Origin of the sequence: Allosphingosinicella vermicomposti, assembly GCF_003012815.1 — a bacterium.
In the GTDB taxonomy this organism is placed as follows: Bacteria; Pseudomonadota; Alphaproteobacteria; order Sphingomonadales; family Sphingomonadaceae; genus Allosphingosinicella; species Allosphingosinicella vermicomposti.
Map to the genome: position 1 here is coordinate 516,547 of NZ_PXYJ01000001.1, position 15,727 is coordinate 532,273.

General features: G+C 63.0%; 12 protein-coding genes and 1 pseudogene. 7 read left to right on the top strand and 6 right to left on the bottom strand.

Annotated features, from left to right (window positions below; all coding sequences use genetic code 11):
• The first annotated feature begins 149 nt into the window (after positions 1–149).
• On the top strand, positions 150–1,337 hold the full coding sequence (locus C7I56_RS02495; RefSeq protein WP_106638952.1) for an acetyl-CoA C-acyltransferase: 1,188 nt from the start codon (positions 150–152) through the stop codon (positions 1,335–1,337).
• Between the two features lie 281 nt (positions 1,338–1,618).
• Here the strand turns inward: C7I56_RS02495 and C7I56_RS02500 are convergent, their stop codons facing one another.
• The 3 genes from C7I56_RS02500 to C7I56_RS02510 are packed head-to-tail and all read right to left on the bottom strand — an operon-like array spanning position 1,619 to position 4,921.
• Complete coding sequence (locus C7I56_RS02500) at positions 1,619–4,036, bottom strand: cation-translocating P-type ATPase (protein ID WP_106638953.1); 2,418 nt, start codon at positions 4,034–4,036, stop codon at positions 1,619–1,621.
• Between the two features lies 1 nt (position 4,037).
• Positions 4,038–4,481 carry a universal stress protein gene (locus C7I56_RS02505; RefSeq protein WP_106638954.1) on the bottom strand — a complete coding sequence of 148 codons (444 nt, stop codon included), beginning with the start codon at positions 4,479–4,481 and terminating at the stop codon, positions 4,038–4,040.
• Positions 4,478–4,921, bottom strand: a complete 444-nt coding sequence (locus C7I56_RS02510; protein ID WP_106638955.1) for a CBS domain-containing protein — start codon at positions 4,919–4,921, stop codon at positions 4,478–4,480. Before C7I56_RS02510 ends, C7I56_RS02505 begins: the two co-directional genes overlap by 4 nt.
• Before the next feature lie 141 nt (positions 4,922–5,062).
• Between C7I56_RS02510 and C7I56_RS02515 the strand changes: the two genes are divergently transcribed.
• Genes C7I56_RS02515 through C7I56_RS02525 form a run of 3 tightly spaced genes read left to right on the top strand, consistent with a single transcriptional unit; the run spans position 5,063 to position 9,364 of the window.
• On the top strand, positions 5,063–5,767 hold the full coding sequence (locus C7I56_RS02515; protein ID WP_106638956.1) for an ABC transporter ATP-binding protein: 705 nt from the start codon (positions 5,063–5,065) through the stop codon (positions 5,765–5,767).
• On the top strand, positions 5,764–8,154 hold the full coding sequence (locus tag C7I56_RS02520) for an ABC transporter permease (protein WP_158702965.1): 2,391 nt from the start codon (positions 5,764–5,766) through the stop codon (positions 8,152–8,154). Before C7I56_RS02515 ends, C7I56_RS02520 begins: the two co-directional genes overlap by 4 nt.
• A gap of 4 nt (positions 8,155–8,158) precedes the next feature.
• The gene (locus C7I56_RS02525) at positions 8,159–9,364 is read left to right on the top strand and encodes an efflux RND transporter periplasmic adaptor subunit (RefSeq protein WP_106638958.1); all 1,206 of its coding nucleotides are present in this window, start codon (positions 8,159–8,161) and stop codon (positions 9,362–9,364) included.
• Between the two features lie 107 nt (positions 9,365–9,471).
• Here the strand turns inward: C7I56_RS02525 and ppsA are convergent, their stop codons facing one another.
• The 3 genes and pseudogenes from ppsA to scpC all read right to left on the bottom strand — a co-directional run bounded on the left by ppsA (position 9,472) and on the right by scpC (position 14,050).
• Positions 9,472–11,865 carry a phosphoenolpyruvate synthase gene (gene ppsA, locus C7I56_RS02530; RefSeq protein ID WP_106638959.1) on the bottom strand — a complete coding sequence of 798 codons (2,394 nt, stop codon included), beginning with the start codon at positions 11,863–11,865 and terminating at the stop codon, positions 9,472–9,474.
• A 62-nt stretch (positions 11,866–11,927) separates the two neighbouring features.
• A complete protein-coding gene (locus C7I56_RS02535; protein WP_158702966.1) occupies positions 11,928–12,437 on the bottom strand; it encodes a hypothetical protein in 510 nt (169 codons plus the stop codon).
• Between the two features lie 94 nt (positions 12,438–12,531).
• A pseudogene (gene scpC / locus C7I56_RS02540) lies at positions 12,532–14,050 on the bottom strand (succinyl-CoA:acetate CoA-transferase ScpC).
• Positions 14,051–14,176: 126 nt separating this feature from the next.
• Here scpC and C7I56_RS02545 point away from each other — a divergent pair.
• The 3 genes from C7I56_RS02545 to C7I56_RS12780 are packed head-to-tail and all read left to right on the top strand — an operon-like array spanning position 14,177 to position 15,717.
• Positions 14,177–14,719: a GNAT family N-acetyltransferase gene (locus C7I56_RS02545; protein ID WP_106638961.1), complete on the top strand. Its 543-nt coding sequence runs from the start codon at positions 14,177–14,179 to the stop codon at positions 14,717–14,719.
• 11 nt (positions 14,720–14,730) lie between these two features.
• Positions 14,731–15,357 carry an alcohol dehydrogenase catalytic domain-containing protein gene (locus C7I56_RS12775; protein WP_342587687.1) on the top strand — a complete coding sequence of 209 codons (627 nt, stop codon included), beginning with the start codon at positions 14,731–14,733 and terminating at the stop codon, positions 15,355–15,357.
• Between the two features lie 60 nt (positions 15,358–15,417).
• A complete protein-coding gene (locus C7I56_RS12780) occupies positions 15,418–15,717 on the top strand; it encodes an MDR/zinc-dependent alcohol dehydrogenase-like family protein (RefSeq protein WP_342587688.1) in 300 nt (99 codons plus the stop codon).
• The last annotated feature ends 10 nt before the right edge of the window (positions 15,718–15,727 follow it).

Consider the following 15,727-nt stretch of genomic DNA (forward strand, 5'->3'; position numbering starts at 1 on the left):
GGAAAGGTTTGAACAAGGCGGCAAGGGGGCTTATGTGCAGTGCACAATAGCCTCCCTCGTCATCGCGATGAGTGCAGCGAGGCGGCGATCCAGTGGCTGGATTGCTTCGCTGCGCTCGTAATGACGAAGTCGGAAACCAGGAGTTTATCATGACCGCCGATCCCGTTGTCATTCTTTCCTACGCCCGCACGCCGATGGGTGCGTTCCAGGGTAGCCTGTCGAACGTCAGTGCGCCGGAGCTTGGCGCGGTTGCGGTCAAGGCCGCCGTCGAGCGGGCCGGGATCGCCAATGAAGATGTCGAGCGCATCTATATGGGCTGCGTGCTGTCCGCCGGCCTCGGCCAGGCGCCAGCGCGTCAGGCGGCACTGAAGGCGGGCCTTCCGAAAGATGTCGAGGCGGTCACCATCAACAAGATGTGCGGTTCGGGCATGAAGGCGGCGATGATGGCGGCCGATTCCATCGCGGCCGGTTCCAGCGACATCATCATCGCGGGCGGCATGGAGAGCATGACCAACGCCCCTTACCTCATGAAGAAGCATCGCGGCGGCGCGCGCATCGGCCATGACGCAATCTACGACCATATGATGCTGGACGGCCTGGAAGACGCTTACGAGCCGGGCCGGGCCATGGGCACCTTCGCCGAGGACACGTCGCGCGAATATCAGTTCACCCGCGAGGCGCAGGACGCCTATGCGATCGAATCTCTCGCCCGTGCCGTGAAGGCGCAGGATAGCGGTGGCTTCGACAAGGAGATCGTGCCCGTCACGGTCAAGACCCGCGCTGGCGAAGAAGTGGTTTCGCAGGATGAAAGCCCCAAGAAAGGCAAGCCGGACAAGATTCCGTCGCTGAAGCCCGCCTTCGCCAAGGATGGCACGATCACGGCGGCGACCTCCTCCTCCATCAACGACGGTGCGGCGGCGCTGGTGCTGGCGCGTGAATCGGTAGCGACGGCGAAGGGTTTGAAGCCGGTCGCGCGCATTGTGGGCCACACGGCCCACGCCCGCGAGCCGGAGCGCTTCACCACTGCCCCGATCGGCGCGATCGAGAAGCTGCTCCAGAAGACGGGCTGGAAGGTCGAGGATGTCGATCTGTTCGAAATCAACGAAGCCTTTGCCTGCGTGTCGATGGCCGCGATGCGCGATCTCGGCATTCCGCATGAGAAGGTGAACATTCACGGCGGCGCCGTGGCGCTCGGTCATCCGATCGGCGCTTCGGGTGCGCGGATTTTGTCCACCCTCCTCGCGGCCCTTGAGCGCACGGGCGGGAAGAAGGGCATTGCCAGCCTCTGCATCGGCGGCGGCGAAGCCACCGCAATGGCGGTGGAATTGGTGGACTGACTTCGAATTGGACCGCCCTCTTGATAGTGGCGGTCCTAACCGATGGCGGTCCGAGGGGGGAGGGGCGCCTTACCAGGATTAACGCCTTCCCTGCCTTTCTTCCTGTAGCTTGACGCAACTATACCATCTCGCGATACCAGCGGCGCTGGGCGCATCGCCAAAGCGCAGTCGCAGCAGCCAACTACCCCGCAGGCGCGCTATGCCTCCGATCTATTATCCCTAATTTAGTATCGAGGTTATCGCGCTACTGAGGCCACGAACGCCTCGAACCGATTAGCGCATTATTGGTTTCTTTTGGCTAGTGCAGGCATGGATCCGAGCACGCCTATGCCAAAGACGAGCAGCCAATCTCCGAGCGGGAGCGGAGCCGCGTGCAGCAAGTCCGCCAAGCCGGGGATCGATAACAAGCTGGACGAGAGCCAGGTCAGGGCGATTATCGCCATCGAAACGATGCTTCGACGCGAAAGGAATAGTGTTACGGCGCCTAATGCGGCGGTTAGGCAAACGAGCGCGCTAGATCGCGCCGCTTCGATCCCCAGCCTGTCAAGATTACTGAGGAAAGCGTAAATGACGGCGCCGGTTACCAAGGTGCCTGTGCTGATAATGACCGCCCAATCCCGCGCTGAAAAGAAGGTAGAGCCCGGGAAGGGCACGGGCTCTTCGGTCGACTTGTCGGCAAATGCGAGGATCGAGGCCGGATGAATGAGCAGCTCCAGCCAGACGATGTGAATGGGCAGGTAGAGTAAGGGATAGCCGAAAAATGGAATTACCGCCGCCGAGCAAACGAGCGGTATATGGATCATCAGCAAAAAGGCGAAGCTGCGCTTCAGGTTGGCGAAAAGCTGCCGTCCCTCCGCGATTGCGTCGATAATCGTTCCGAGATTATCGTCGAGGAGGACGATGTCTGCCACTTCACGTGCGCTACGGGTGCCCGTGAGGCCCATGGCGATGGAGACATCCGCCTCTCGCAAGGCGAGAACGTCATTCACGCCGTCCCCCGTTGCCGCTACGACCTCGCCGGGCTGCCGGAGTGCGATGACGATCTGCTTTTTCTGAATTGGCGATACCCGCGCGAAGATGTCAGCGGCTCCTGAGACGCTATTCGCCGTCAGCTGGTCTCCGGTCATGACCTTGGAGTCTTCGGGGAACCCTGCCATTCGGGCGATCGCCGCGGCGGTTTCCGGGTGATCGCCCGTCACCATTACCACTCTCACGCCGAACTGGCGTGCACGTGCCAATGCCTCCTTGGCACCGGACTTCAGGAGATCGGAGAAGCCAAGAAGGCCGACAAAGTGATAGCCGCCCGCCGGTTCGGCTAGAGGACTGGAGGGCAGACTTTGAGATGCACAGCCAATCACCTTCTCCGCCCGACTGGCCGCCTTGCTGACTTCGGCGAGCCAACGCTGGCGTTCATCGGGGCTAAGCTTGCACATCGCAATCACATCTTCGGCAGCACCCTTGAGCATGATGCGAGCCTCCCGAGGACCAATCCAGAATGCCGCTTCATGACGACGACCTTCCGTAAAGGGATAAGAGGTTCGCAGGGACCATGAGGAATCGAGAGGCGGCGCCTGCGCCGCAATCGCATCGTCCAGGGGATCCTGGGCGCCGCTCTGCGCCGCCATAAGCGCGGACTTCAGGACGTCGGCGCGGCTATATCCGGCTGCGGGCGTCACAGATGAAAGGCTCAGCCTCCCTTCGGTGATTGTGCCCGTCTTGTCGGTGCATATGATCGATACGCGGCCGATATTCTCGACCGCCATGGCATGCCGGACCAGCGCGCGCCGCCGTGCGAGCCGGACAACCCCGGCAGCCAGGGAGAAGGTGAGGACGACCGGGAATTCTTCCGGTATTGCGGCGACCGCCAGGGTGGCGGCGCTCATGAGTGCATCGATAAGCCCAAAACCCTGCCACAGCCGGACCGCCGCGAGCAGCAAACAGAGGGCGAGAGCAGCGCCCAGCAGGATGCGGACGAGGCCCAATACGGCCTTTTGAAGCCGCGTCTGGCCCGCAGGGCCCGCAACGGCAGTCTGGACGATCTGGCCATAAAGGGTGTCTGAGCCGGTAAAAATGGCTATCATGACAGCCTTCCCGGTCAACAGACGCGCGCCTGCGAAAGCCCAATTTTCATCCGACAGGCTTCCGCCGGTGGGCTTGGCCGTCCAACCGGTCTGGACCGGCGCCTTGCCAACAGGTTCAGCCTCGCCCGTCAGGACCGATTCATCGGCCTTTGCTCCCTCGCTTAAGAGGATGAGACCGTCGACGGGGAAGGACGCGCCAGCCTCTAGCAAGATAGCGTCGCCGGGCACCAGATCTTCGGCAGAGATCAGTCGCTTTTCGCCTTGCCGGATGACGAGGGCGGAGGAAGCAAGGACGCTTCCGAGCGCCTCGATCGAGACTTCCGCCCTCCGGTGAAGGAAGAAATCCATTCCGACGAGGGGGACGACGGCAAAGGCCAGAATCCAGGCGTCGCGATAGTCGCCGACCATCATGAAGAGCAGCCCGGTCAGAAGGAGAAACCAGATCATAGGGTCGCGAGCCGTATCCCGCGCCAATGCTGTGCCGGAATGAGGCGGGCGTTCCGCGATCCGGTTGGTTCCGAAGCGTGCGCGCCGCTTCGCCGTCTCTTCCTCGGTCAATCCTGCTGCCGGATCGGTCTGGAGGAGCGTTAGTCGGTCGGTGGGCAGCGTTCGCCGCACCTCATTCCCTCACGATGAAGACGGAACAATGGGCGTGACGGACCACGCGCGCGGCATGGGCGCCGAGCAGGTAGTCCTTCATCTCCGGCCGGTGGGCCGACATGACGATTAGGTCGGCCCCCATCACCCGCGCGTCTTCAACGATGCTCCTATAAACACTGCCTCGGCCGACCCGGGTTGACACGCCCGGCGCGTCCTCAATTTCAGCGGCGAGGTTCGACAGCCGCGCTTCGGTAACGGAGACGAATTCGCGATAGCCGATCGCCGACCATTCCGCCGCTTCCGCGGCATCGGGATTGCTGATGACGGTGTAGAGGGTGAGGCGGCAGCTGAAATTGCGGGTAAGAGAGAGTGCTGCCGGCAGCGCCTTGCGCCAACTACTCGGCTCGTCGAGGTCGAGGGGGAGAAGGATGTGGGAAAACATACCTTCTCCGCGCACGCTCATGCCGGGATCGTCTGGCAGTGGCGGCCAGAGGGTCGCGCAATGCTGCTCAGTGCCTCTCCGACATCCTCTTCATCGTCGCCCTCGCGTGCGGCATCGCCGATCGAAACGATGCCGATCAGCGCGCCATCCTTGGTCGTGACCGGCATACGGCGGATCTGCTCGTCTCCCATGCGGTCGAGGACGTCTTCCAGATCGTCATCTTCCATACAGGTTTCGACATCTTCGGACATGACACGCATCACCGGCGTACCGTGGTGCAGCCCAGCGCCGACGCCGCGAATGGCGATGTCGCGATCGGTCACCATCCCCACCAGCAATCCGCCATCTACGACGGGCAGGACGCCGACGTCCATTTCCCCCATCATCTTGGCGGCATCGACGATTGTATCGGTAGGGCCGATCGTTTCGACAGACGGGGTCATGATATTCTTGACCTTCATGGCTCTCTCCTTGTGATTGAGGCGACTCTGCTGCGGTCATGATCGACCGGGAGGCGAGCCCGACAAATCCGGGATGTTACGGATTGGGCGCCGTTTCTTCCTTGCCTAGCCTCGGTTGTCCTCGGCTCGATCGGAAAAAGGATGGCGGCGGTCTACAGGGTGGAAGGTCTCACGAAGACCTACGGCAGCGGTGCCGGTATCGTGCACGCGCTCCGAGGCGTAGACCTCACGATCGAGGAAGGGACGATGGCGGTCCTCCTCGGTTCTTCCGGCTCCGGCAAGTCAACCTTGCTCAATATTCTCGGCGGCCTGGACACGGCGACGGCGGGACAAGTGTTATTCTACGATCTCGATCTCACCGCCTGCAACGAGGATCAACTGACGGAATATCGACGGCAAAGCGTCGGCTTCGTTTTCCAATTCTACAATCTGATCGCATCTTTGACCGCGCGGGAAAATGTAGCGCTGATTACCGAAATTGCGGAGAATCCCCTCGATCCAGCCGAGGCGCTCCGGCTGGTCGGGCTCGAGGCAAGGCTCGACCATTTCCCATCTCAGCTTTCAGGTGGCGAGCAGCAACGGGTGGCTATCGCCCGCGCCATCGCCAAGCAGCCCAGGGTGTTGCTTTGCGACGAGCCGACAGGGGCATTGGACAGCGCGACCGGAACACGCGTGTTGGCGGCGATCGAGGAGGTGAACAAGGCACTTGGCACCACCAGCCTGGTTATCACCCACAATGCGGTGATTGCCGACATGGCCGACGAGGTCATCTTGTTCGGCGATGGCCAGATCGCCGGACGCAGGCGGAATAAGGCGCGCAAGCCGGTAACGGAGCTTCGCTGGTGATCGCACCGCATTCCATGCTGACAAGGAAGCTGTTCCGGGATCTCTGGCGGCTTCGAGCACAATCTTTTGCCATCGCGCTGGTCATCGCGGCCGGGGTCGGCATGGCAGTCATGTCCTTTGGCATGATCCGCTCACTGGAAGCGACGCGCGAGGCCTATTACGATCGCTACCGTTTCGCCGACATTTTCGCCCCACTGAAGCGCGCGCCGGAAAGCGTAATGGCGGAGGTGCGGGCGATCGACGGCATCTCGGTGGCCGAAAGCCGTGTGAGTGCCGGGGCCATTCTCGACATTCCCGGAATAGTGGAGCCGGTCGCGGCGCGCGTTCTTGCTCTGCCACCGGAAGGTCAGCCATCGCTCAACCGGCTCGTGCTGCGCAGCGGTCGCCTGCCGGAGCCGGGCCGCCCCGACGAGGCCGTCGCCAGCGAAGCCTTTGCCGTCGCCGCCCGCTTGGCTCTTGGCGATACGTTCACCACGCTCCTCTATGGCAAGCAGGTGGAGCTTCGTCTCGTCGGCACCGTGTTGTCGCCCGAATATGTGTATGCCGTGCCGCCGGGTCAGCTTTTCCCGGACAATCGCCGTTTCGGCATTCTCTGGATGAACCGCGAACCGCTAGCCGCGATGCTGGACCTTACCGATGCATTCGACGAGGCCATGGTCAGGCTGGAGCCGGGCACAAGCGAGGCAGAAGTGATCCGTCGTCTCGACCTGCTGCTCGAGCCTTATGGTGGGGGCGGCGCCTATGGACGGGACGAGCAGATTTCGAACCGGTTTGTGACGAACGAGATCAGCCAGCTCCGCACGACGGTGGAAATATTGCCGCCCATCTTCCTTGGCGTCGCGGCCTTCCTCCTCAACATCGTGCTCGCGCGCCTTGTCGATACGGAGCGGGAAGTGATCGGCCTGATGAAAGCGTTCGGCTATCGCAGACGCGACGTCATGCGCCATTATGCGGGCCTGGCATTGCTCCTGTCGACGGGCGGCATGGTGCTCGGCGCCGTTCTCGGCACCTGGTTGGGGCGGGAATTGTCCACGCTCTATCAGCGCTTCTTCACCTTTCCGTTTCTGGAATTTCGGGCGGGCGTCGACGTATATCTAGTCTCGGCCGGGGTGACGCTCGCAGCGGTTTTGGCGGGCTCGGCCCTCGCCGTGCGGCGGGCCGCGCGGCTCGCCCCCGCCGAAGCGATGCGCCCGCCGTTGCCGCCCGACTTCTCGGGACGCCTGGTCGCGGTTGCCAGCCGCCTCGGGCCGGACGAACCCACGCGGATGATCTTGCGTGGACTCCTCCGCCGACCCCTGCGGTCGTGCCTCACTGTCGCGGGGCTCGCGCTTGCCCTCGGCCTCTACATCGCTTCGGCGAGCGCAACGGACAATGTCGAGCGGATGATTGACCTTATTTTCGGCAAATCCCAGCGTGCCGACATCATCGTTTCCTTCGCCGAGGCCCGGGATGAAGGCGCGCTCTATTCCCTGAGCCGCCTGCCGGGGGTGATCCGCGTCGAGCCGTTCCGCGCGACCGCGGCGCGCCTGATCGCCGCGCAACACGAGGAGCGCGAAGGGCTGAGCAGCGCCGACGCGGGAGCCAATCTCCGCCGCCTGATCGACATTAACGGCGCGCTCGTGGAGCCTCCTCCCGCAGGTGCCATCCTGTCGCGGCGGCTGGCCGAGCAGCTTGAGGTCGGGCCAGGGGACATCGTGCGCGCGGAAGTGACGGAGGGCGACCGACCAGTTCTCGACATCCCGGTTATGGGGGTGATCGAAAGCCCGATCGGATCATCGGCGACGATCGACCGTGCGGTGCTCAACCGCTTGCTTATTGAGGGGCGAAGCATTTCCGGCGCCTATCTGCTGGTCGACGATAATCAGCTTCCGGCGCTTTATGCAGCGCTTAAGGGAACTCCGTTCGTTGCCAATGTCACGAGCTTTGCGGCCACCGTCCAGAGCCTTCGCGACACGATCGCGCAGAATATGGGCATCGTCACCATGTTCAACACCGGCTTTGCCTGCCTGATCGTCGTCGGGGTCGTTTATAACAGCGCGCGGATCAGCCTTGCCGAGCGCGCGCGCGATCTCGCCTCGCTCCGGGTGCTGGGCTTTCGACGAGCGGAAACCGCTTTCGTGTTGCTTGGCGAACTCGCGATCCTGGTGCTTGCCTCCCTCCCGCTCGGCATTCTGTTCGGGATCGGCCTGTCGCGCTATATTACGCAGCGTTACAGCACGGCGGGAGACGGCCATGCCGACCTTTACACGATACCGTTCGGCATGAACGCCAGCACAATGGCGGATGGAGTGCTGATCGTCGGCGCCGCGGCTGCCATCACCGCGCTTGTCATCCGGACGCGGGTTGATCGTCTCGACCTCATCCGTGCGCTCAAAACGCGGGAGTGAGGCCGTGAAGACGAAGCTCCTTACCGGTCCGCGCATCATCACCGTCCTCGTTCTGTTGGCGGTGGCCGTCGCCACCCTCTTCGCGCTGCGCACGCCGGCGCTGGAAGTGGAGGTGGGTCAGGTGTCGCGCGGACCGTTGGTGGTCACGGTCAGTGACCTGGGCCAAACCCGGGTACGCGACCTTTATGTCGTGTCAGCGCCCGTCGCGGGCGAGGCGCAGCGCGTGCCGCTCAAACCCGGCGCGAAGGTCGTTCCCGGCCAGACGATACTCGCCCGGATTGTCCCCGCCGATCCAGCCCCGCTCGACGCCCGCAGCCTCGCCCAAGCGCGGGCCAATGTCCGTGCGGCCGAGGCCGAGCTCGCCGCCGCGCGCGCGCGCGTCGCGAACGCGCAGGCCAGCGCTGTGGCGGCGGAGCGGACATTCGGCCGGATCGCGGATCTTGCGGATCGCGGCTTCGCCTCGCGCGCGCAGTTCGACGAAGCGCGCGCCGCGCGGGATGCCAACGCCGCAGCCGTTTCGGAAAGCCGGAACATGGTTGGGGCGGCGGCGGAAAAACTCGCCGCCGCGAACGCCGCGCTGATCGTGCCCGGCGGTGGGCGGCAGAGGCGCGGCATAGTCGCTGTCACGTCGCCGGTACCCGGCTATGTCCTCACGGTCCCGCAGGAAAGCGCCCGCGTCGTCCTTGCCGGCACACCGCTGGTCGAGGTCGGCGATCCTTCTCGCCTGGAAATCGTCAGTGATCTCCTGTCCAGCGACGCTGTCCAAGTGCAAGCGGGAGCGCCGGTCGAAATCGACGCCTGGGGCGGGGAACGGCCGCTGAAGGGCCGGGTGCGACTTGTCGAACCGTTCGGCTTCACAAAATTTTCGGCGCTCGGTGTGGAGGAGCAGAGGGTGAACGCGGTCATCGACTTCGCCGAGCCCCGAAGCGCCTTCTCCCGGCTCGGCCATGGTTACCGGACCACCGTGCGGATCGCGACCTGGTCGGCTCGGGACGCGCTGCGCGTGCCGGTCAGCGCCTTGTTCCGGTCAGGACGTGACTGGGCCTTGTTCGTGGTCGAGGGGGGGCGAGCCAAGCTTCGCCGCGTTCGTATCGGTCATATCACCGACGCGTTCGGCGAAGTAAAAGGCGGCCTGGAAGCGGACGAGACCGTCATTATCCACCCCAGTGACAAGGTGGCCGATGGTGTAAAGGTCAGGGCGTCGAACTGACGGACCGCTCGGGCGAGGCTCCTCATTCAGCGCCACCAGCGATATCGACGCGGGCTGCAACCTAGGGATTGCTTCGTCGCTACGCTCCTCGCAATGAGGAAAGCTCATCAAGCGAACCGCGACACCGGAACAGCATCGTTCCGCATCCCGGCCATCGCCTCCACGGTCTTCACGAAACTGTCGGGATTGAGCGAGATGGAATCGATGCCCTCGTCGATCAAAAAGCGGGCGAAGTCCGGATGATTACTCGGGCCCTGTCCGCAAATGCCGATCTTGATCCTCGCTTCATGGGCGGCGGATATAGCCGAGGCTATCATGCGCTTTACCGCCTCGTCCCGCTCGTCGAACAGCTTCGCAAGTTCGGCCGAGTCGCGGTCGACGCCGAGGACGAGCTGGGTGAGGTCGTTGGACCCAATGGAAAAGCCGTCGAACCGGCGCGCAAACTCCCGCGCCATCACCACGTTCGACGGGATTTCGCACATCATATAGACCTGAAGCCCCGCCTTGCCGCGCGCTAAGCCGTTCTCCGCCATGACGGCGAGCACTTGGTCAGCTTCCCCGACGGTCCGACAGAAGGGGATCATCACGACGATGTTGGAAAAGCCCAGCCGCTCTCGCGCCCGCTTCAGCGCCCGGCATTCCAGCGCGAAGCCGTCCTTGTAGCGCGGATCATAATAACGGGACGCGCCCCGGAAGCCGAGCATCGGATTCTCCTCCCCAAGCTCGAACGCGCCGCCACCGGTGAGGCCGGCATATTCGTTCGATTTGAAATCGCTCAGGCGGACGATGGCGGGATGGGAATGAAAGGGCGCGGCGATCTTGGCGATGCCTTCGGCCAGCGTCTCGACAAAATAGTCGGCCGGGCTGGCATGGTTAAGCGCCAGTTGCTGGACCGTCTCCCCATCCTCCGCCGAAAGCCGCTCGGGATGGGCGGCGGCCATCGGATGAAGCTTGATGATCCCGCTGATGATGAACTCCATCCGCGCCAGCCCGACGCCCTTGGCTGGAAGCCGCCACCAGCGAAATGCGGCGGAGGGATTGGCCATGTTGACCATGATTTCGACGCCGGGATCAGGAAGCTTCGCCGTCTCAACAGTCTGCCGCTCGAATGTCAGCAGGCCCTGATAGACGGCGCCTCTCTCGCCTTCGGCGCAACTGATGGTGATCGGCTGGCCGTCGGCGATGCGGCGGGTGGCTTGGCCGGTGCCGATCACCGCCGGAAGGCCAAGCTCGCGGCTAACGATCGCCGCATGGCTGGTGGGGCCGCCATGATCGGTGACGATTCCGGCGGCGCGCTTCATCAGCGGCACCCAATCGGGGTTCGTGGCATCGGCGACGATAATCTGGCCGTCGCGGAAGCGGCTGGCATCAGCGGAGCTTCTCAGCAGGCAGGCCTCGCCCGCCGCCATGCCCGATCCAACCGCGGAACCTGTGACAAGAATCTCTCCCTTATCCTTCAGGGCATAGACGTCGAAGGAGGAGCCGGATGCGGCGGCGTGTACCGTCTCCGGCCGGGCCTGGAGGATGAACAGTGCGCCCGTCTCTCCATCCTTTCCCCATTCGATGTCCATGGCGCGGCCATAATGTCGCTCGATCGCGACGCCCCAGCGAGCGAGCGTCAGGACATCGTCTTCGGGCAGGACGAAGGCGGACCGCTCCGCGTCTGTCGTTTCAATTGTGCGGGTGCGTTCCGCCGCCGTCTCCCCATAGACCATCTTGATCGCCTTCACGCCGAGACTACGCTCCAGCAGTGGCGCGATGGCGGGGCGATCGAGAAAAGGCTTGAACAGCATATATTTGTCGGGGTCGACCGTGCCCTGAACCACGGTTTCGCCAAGGCCCCAGGCGGCGCTGATCACCACCGCATTGGGAAAGCCGGTTTCGGTGTCCACGGTAAACATCACACCCGACCCGCCAAGATCGGTCCGCACCATTTGCTGGATGCCGACGGACAGGGCGATCTGTAGGTGGTCGAACCCCTTTATCTCTCGATAGGTGATCGCGCGGTCGGTGAAGAGGGAAGCGTAGCATCGGCGACAAGCGTCAATGAGCGCGGTCTCTCCCCGAACGCTGAGGTAGGTTTCCTGCTGCCCCGCGAAGCTTGCGTCCGGCAAATCCTCCGCGGTTGCGCTGCTGCGGACGGCAACCGCCACGTCGGCGATCCCTGTTTCGCGGCACAATGCTGCGTAGAAACACTTGAGCTCCATCTCCATCGCTGGGGAGAAGCGTCCGGCAAGAATCCGCTCGCGCACCTGCACACCGAAGTCCCGGAGCGACAGCGCGCCCTCCTGGAACCGGCGGAGTGCCGTCAGAATGAAGGGCGACAAGGCGTTGCCGTCCAGGAAGTCCCGATAGGCCGAGGCAGTAGTGGCAAAGCCGGTGGGCACCCGGATCCCGTGTGACGAGAGGCTTCGGATCATCTCCCCCAAGGATGCGTTCTTGCCGCCTACGTCAGCCACATCGCTGATCCCGACATCTTTGAACCACAGCATGTTTGTCATAAGACGTCCTCTCCATGCTGAACTGTCAGAGCTCGGGCAGGATTGTCAGTGCGGGATGTTACTTAGGGGCCCTGCGCCGGCCCCTCTGCCACGACCGCCTCAGCTGCCAAATGCACGGCATCGTTGCATCCGAGGAGAGAAAAGGCCGCCTGAGTATTGCGGCCTTTGTCCAATGCGATGTCGAAAGTGAGGGAAGGGCTTTCCGACAAGGCCGTCAGGTAGGCGGGCGACATATCGATTATGAAGATTTTCCGATCCTCCAGCGGATGGCAGGTGAGGCCAAGGTCGAAGCGCCGGTCATCCACGTTTGCGACTGCTCGATAAGAACTGCCGTCGCGGCATTCCTCCTGAACGTCGAGGAAGTGTACGCATTGCTGCCCGCAGACGAAGCCAAGGGCGTTACCCGCCGGGTTCAAGGTTCCCGCTTCGCTCGCGCCAGGCGTGATAATCACGGCCCAATCCTGGAATTGCATGGCCACGAAATCCGGTGACGGCCCGCCGCTTTCCTGAGCTGATGCTGGTTCGACGGCTCCAATGAGCATCGAGAGGCCAGCGAGTATCAAGTTCGTCATCCGCACAGCCTGGCTCCTCGTGCGCGATTGTGCCCGCGAAACGAACGATGCGTCCGCCCTCTCCGTGAAAATATAAGGAAATTACCGGGACGGGTCAGGGGCGCATGCTGCCGGTTTCGACGAACCTCTGGTGCCAGGACAAAGCTTCAGAGAGGAGGGAGGGTGATTGCTGGCCGTAGGAATGCTTGCGCGCCCGGCGGAAATAATCGCGGAGCATCGGACGGTAATCGGGATGGGCGCACGTATCGATGATCGCTTCGGCGCGCTGCTTGGGCGAAAGGCCGCGCAGGTCTGCCAAGCCCTGTTCCGTGACGATCACCTGCACGTCCTGGGTGATATGATCGACGTGGCTCGCCTGCGGCACGATGGCTGAGATATCGCCGTTTTTGGCCGTCGAGGGGGTCATGAAGATCGACACATAAGCGTTGCGCGCAAAATCGCCCGATCCGCCGATGCCATTCTGGATGCGGGATCCCATGATGTGGGTCGAGTTCACATTACCGTAAATGTCCGCCTCGATCATTCCATTCATCGCGATACAGCCGAGGCGGCGGATGAGTTCGGGATGGTTGCTCATCTCCTGCGGCCGCAGGATTATCCTGTCGCGGAACAGCGCCATTTCCGCATTGAGCGTCGCTGCCGCTTCCGGGCTCAGCGAGAAGGCCGTGGCGGAGGCCATGCGCAGCTTTCCGACTGCGAGGAGATCGAGCATGTCGTCCTGGATCACCTCCGTATAGGCGGTCATAGCGTCGAACGGCGCGTCGATAAGGCCCGTGAGCACGGCGTTGGCTATATTACCGACGCCCGATTGGATCGGCAGCAGGGACTTGGGAAGCCGGGCTTTCGCTACTTCGTGCCGGAAGAAATCAAGCAGATGATCGGCGATGGCGCGCTTTCTCGTCCGGAGCGTTGAACGGCAGATTCCGGTCCGGGGCATTGGTTTCGACGATAGCCGCGATCTTTTCGGGATCGCAGCGGAAATAGGGCTCGCCGATACGGTCGTCGGGGCGCACGAGCGGGATTGGAACCCGGTGCGGAGGCAAGGCCGTGCCGTAATAGATGTCGTGCATCCCTTCGAGCGCGCTGTTCTGCCAGCTGTTTACTTCCAGGATCACTTGCGAAGCGCGGTCGAGCCATGTCTTATTGTTCCCGACCGACGAGGATGGGATGAGGGCACCGTCTGGCCGGATGCCGGACACCTCAACAACCGCGGTGTCGAGCGGTCCCAAAAAGCCCTGCCAAGCCATGGGCGCAACTTGCGACAGATGCATATCGAAATATTCCATCTCGCCGCGATTGATCATCTCCCGCGCGATCGGATCGCTATTGTAGGGGAGGCGGAACTCGATGCCGCCAGCCTTGGCGAGTGCGCCGTCGAGTTCGGGACCGGTGGATGCTCCGGTCCACACGCGCACCCGGAAGGGATTGCCCCTGGCATGCTCAGCCTCGATTCTGGCGGCGAGGGCGAGTGGCACGGCCTTTGGATAGCCGGAGCCCGTAAAGCCGCTCATGCCGACCGTGCTGCCGGACCGGATCAGCGATGCCGCCTCCTGGGCTGTCGTCACCTTCGCGCGAAGCGCCACGCAGTCGATACGGCTCGCCTCGCCCACCATTCGTCTCCGTCAATCTCAGAACCGTCATAAAGACAACGCGCTCGCAGACCGATCAGGTTGATTACTTATTACGGGGCGAAGAGGGCCGAGCGAGGATGACGCCATTCGCCAACAAGGAGTCGCGCCATGGCCGCCGATCTGCAGCAACGATCCGCGCACGCGGAAGTCACACGGCTGACGGCGCGCAGCGGCGCCGCGTTTGATGTCCGCGCTACCCGTCCTGAGGATGAGGCCGCGCTCGGCGAATTCTTCACCCATGTCGCCCACGAAGATTTGCGGTTCCGCTTCCTGACGGCCCTCAACACAGTCGGACAAGAGCTGCTCGAGATGATGGTGGATGTCGATCACGACCGGACCGAGAATTTTCTTGCTGTCGATCCGGCGAGCGGCACGATCATCGCCACGGCAATGGTCGCAGGAGACGAGAAGAAGGAGCAGGCCGAAGTCGCGCTGTCGATCCGGGCCGACTACAAGAAGAAGGGCATCAGCTGGACTTTGCTGGAGCATGCCGCGCGCTGGGCGAAGGCGCGCGGCTTCAAGTCGCTGGAATCGATCGAGAGCCGGGAAAATCATCAGGCGATCGAGCTCGAGCGCGAGATGGGGTTCAAGGCGGAGCAGTATCCCGGAGACTCAACGCTCATCCTGCTTCGCGCCAGCCTCAATCCGTAGATCGGCAGCGCATGCGGGCGATGGAGCTTCAGGAGGTTGGTGGCCCGCTCCAGTTCGTCGAGCGGGAAACGCCGGTGCCGGGCGCGGGGGAGCTTCTCATCCAGATATCTGCCTGCGGCGTATGCCGCACCGATCTTCATATTATCGACGGGGACATAAGAGATCATCTGCCGATCGTCCCCGGCCACGAGATCGTTGGTCATGTCCTTGCCAGCGGGCTGGGCGTGTCACACTTCGCCGCTGGAGACCGTGTCGGCGTACCGTGGCTTGGGCGCACATGTGGAGAATGCCGCTACTGCCACGCGGGACAGGAAAATCTCTGCGATCACCCCCTCTTCACTGGGTTCACCCGGGACGGGGGCTTTGCCACCCATTGCATTGCCAATGCTGCGTTCTGCCTTCCGATACCGAAAGAGTTTTCCGATGCAGAAGCCGCGCCACTCCTTTGCGCGGGGCTTATAGGATACCGGTCGCTCCGCATGGCCGGCCATGCCCGGCGTATAGGGCTATACGGTTTCGGCGCCGCGGCACATATCCTGACGCAGGTCGCCTTGTGGCAAGGACGGGAAGTCTATGCCTTTACAAAGCCTGGTGATGTGCAAGGCCAAGCCTTCGCACGTGCGCTGGGCTGCGTTTAGGCGGGCGGCTCGGATGAAACCCACCGGCATGAACTCGATGCGGCAATCATCTTCGCACCGGTGGGGAAGCTCGTGCCCGCCGCCCTGCGCGCGGTTCGTAAAGGCGGCAGGGTCGTCTGCGGCGGTATTCATATGAGCGATATCCCGGCCTTTCCTTACCACGATCTTTGGGGGGAGCGGTCGGTTATGTCGGTCGCAAATCTCAGCGGCGCCGACGGCAGGGAGTTCCTGCGGATCGCGGCCCAAATTCCCGTGGAGACACGTACCCGCTGCTATCCGCTTGAACAGGCGAACGACGCCATCGACGCGGTCAGGTCAGGGGGAATCCAGGGGGGCGCCGTGCTCCTTCCTCCGCGTTAAGGGACATTCC

Bases quoted from the DNA above. Each gene is read 5' to 3' on its own strand.
- C7I56_RS02495 (WP_106638952.1), top strand. From the start codon at position 150: ATGACCGCCGATCCCGTTGTCATTCTTTCCTACGCCCGCACGCCGATG.
- C7I56_RS02505 (WP_106638954.1), bottom strand. From the start codon at position 4,481: ATGAGCGTGCGCGGAGAAGGTATGTTTTCCCACATCCTTCTCCCCCTC.
- C7I56_RS02510 (WP_106638955.1), bottom strand. From the start codon at position 4,921: ATGAAGGTCAAGAATATCATGACCCCGTCTGTCGAAACGATCGGCCCT.
- C7I56_RS02515 (WP_106638956.1), top strand. From the start codon at position 5,063: ATGGCGGCGGTCTACAGGGTGGAAGGTCTCACGAAGACCTACGGCAGC.
- ppsA (WP_106638959.1), bottom strand. From the start codon at position 11,865: ATGACAAACATGCTGTGGTTCAAAGATGTCGGGATCAGCGATGTGGCT.
- C7I56_RS02535 (WP_158702966.1), bottom strand. From the start codon at position 12,437: ATGACGAACTTGATACTCGCTGGCCTCTCGATGCTCATTGGAGCCGTC.
- C7I56_RS02545 (WP_106638961.1), top strand. From the start codon at position 14,177: ATGGCCGCCGATCTGCAGCAACGATCCGCGCACGCGGAAGTCACACGG.
- C7I56_RS12775 (WP_342587687.1), top strand. From the start codon at position 14,731: ATGCGGGCGATGGAGCTTCAGGAGGTTGGTGGCCCGCTCCAGTTCGTC.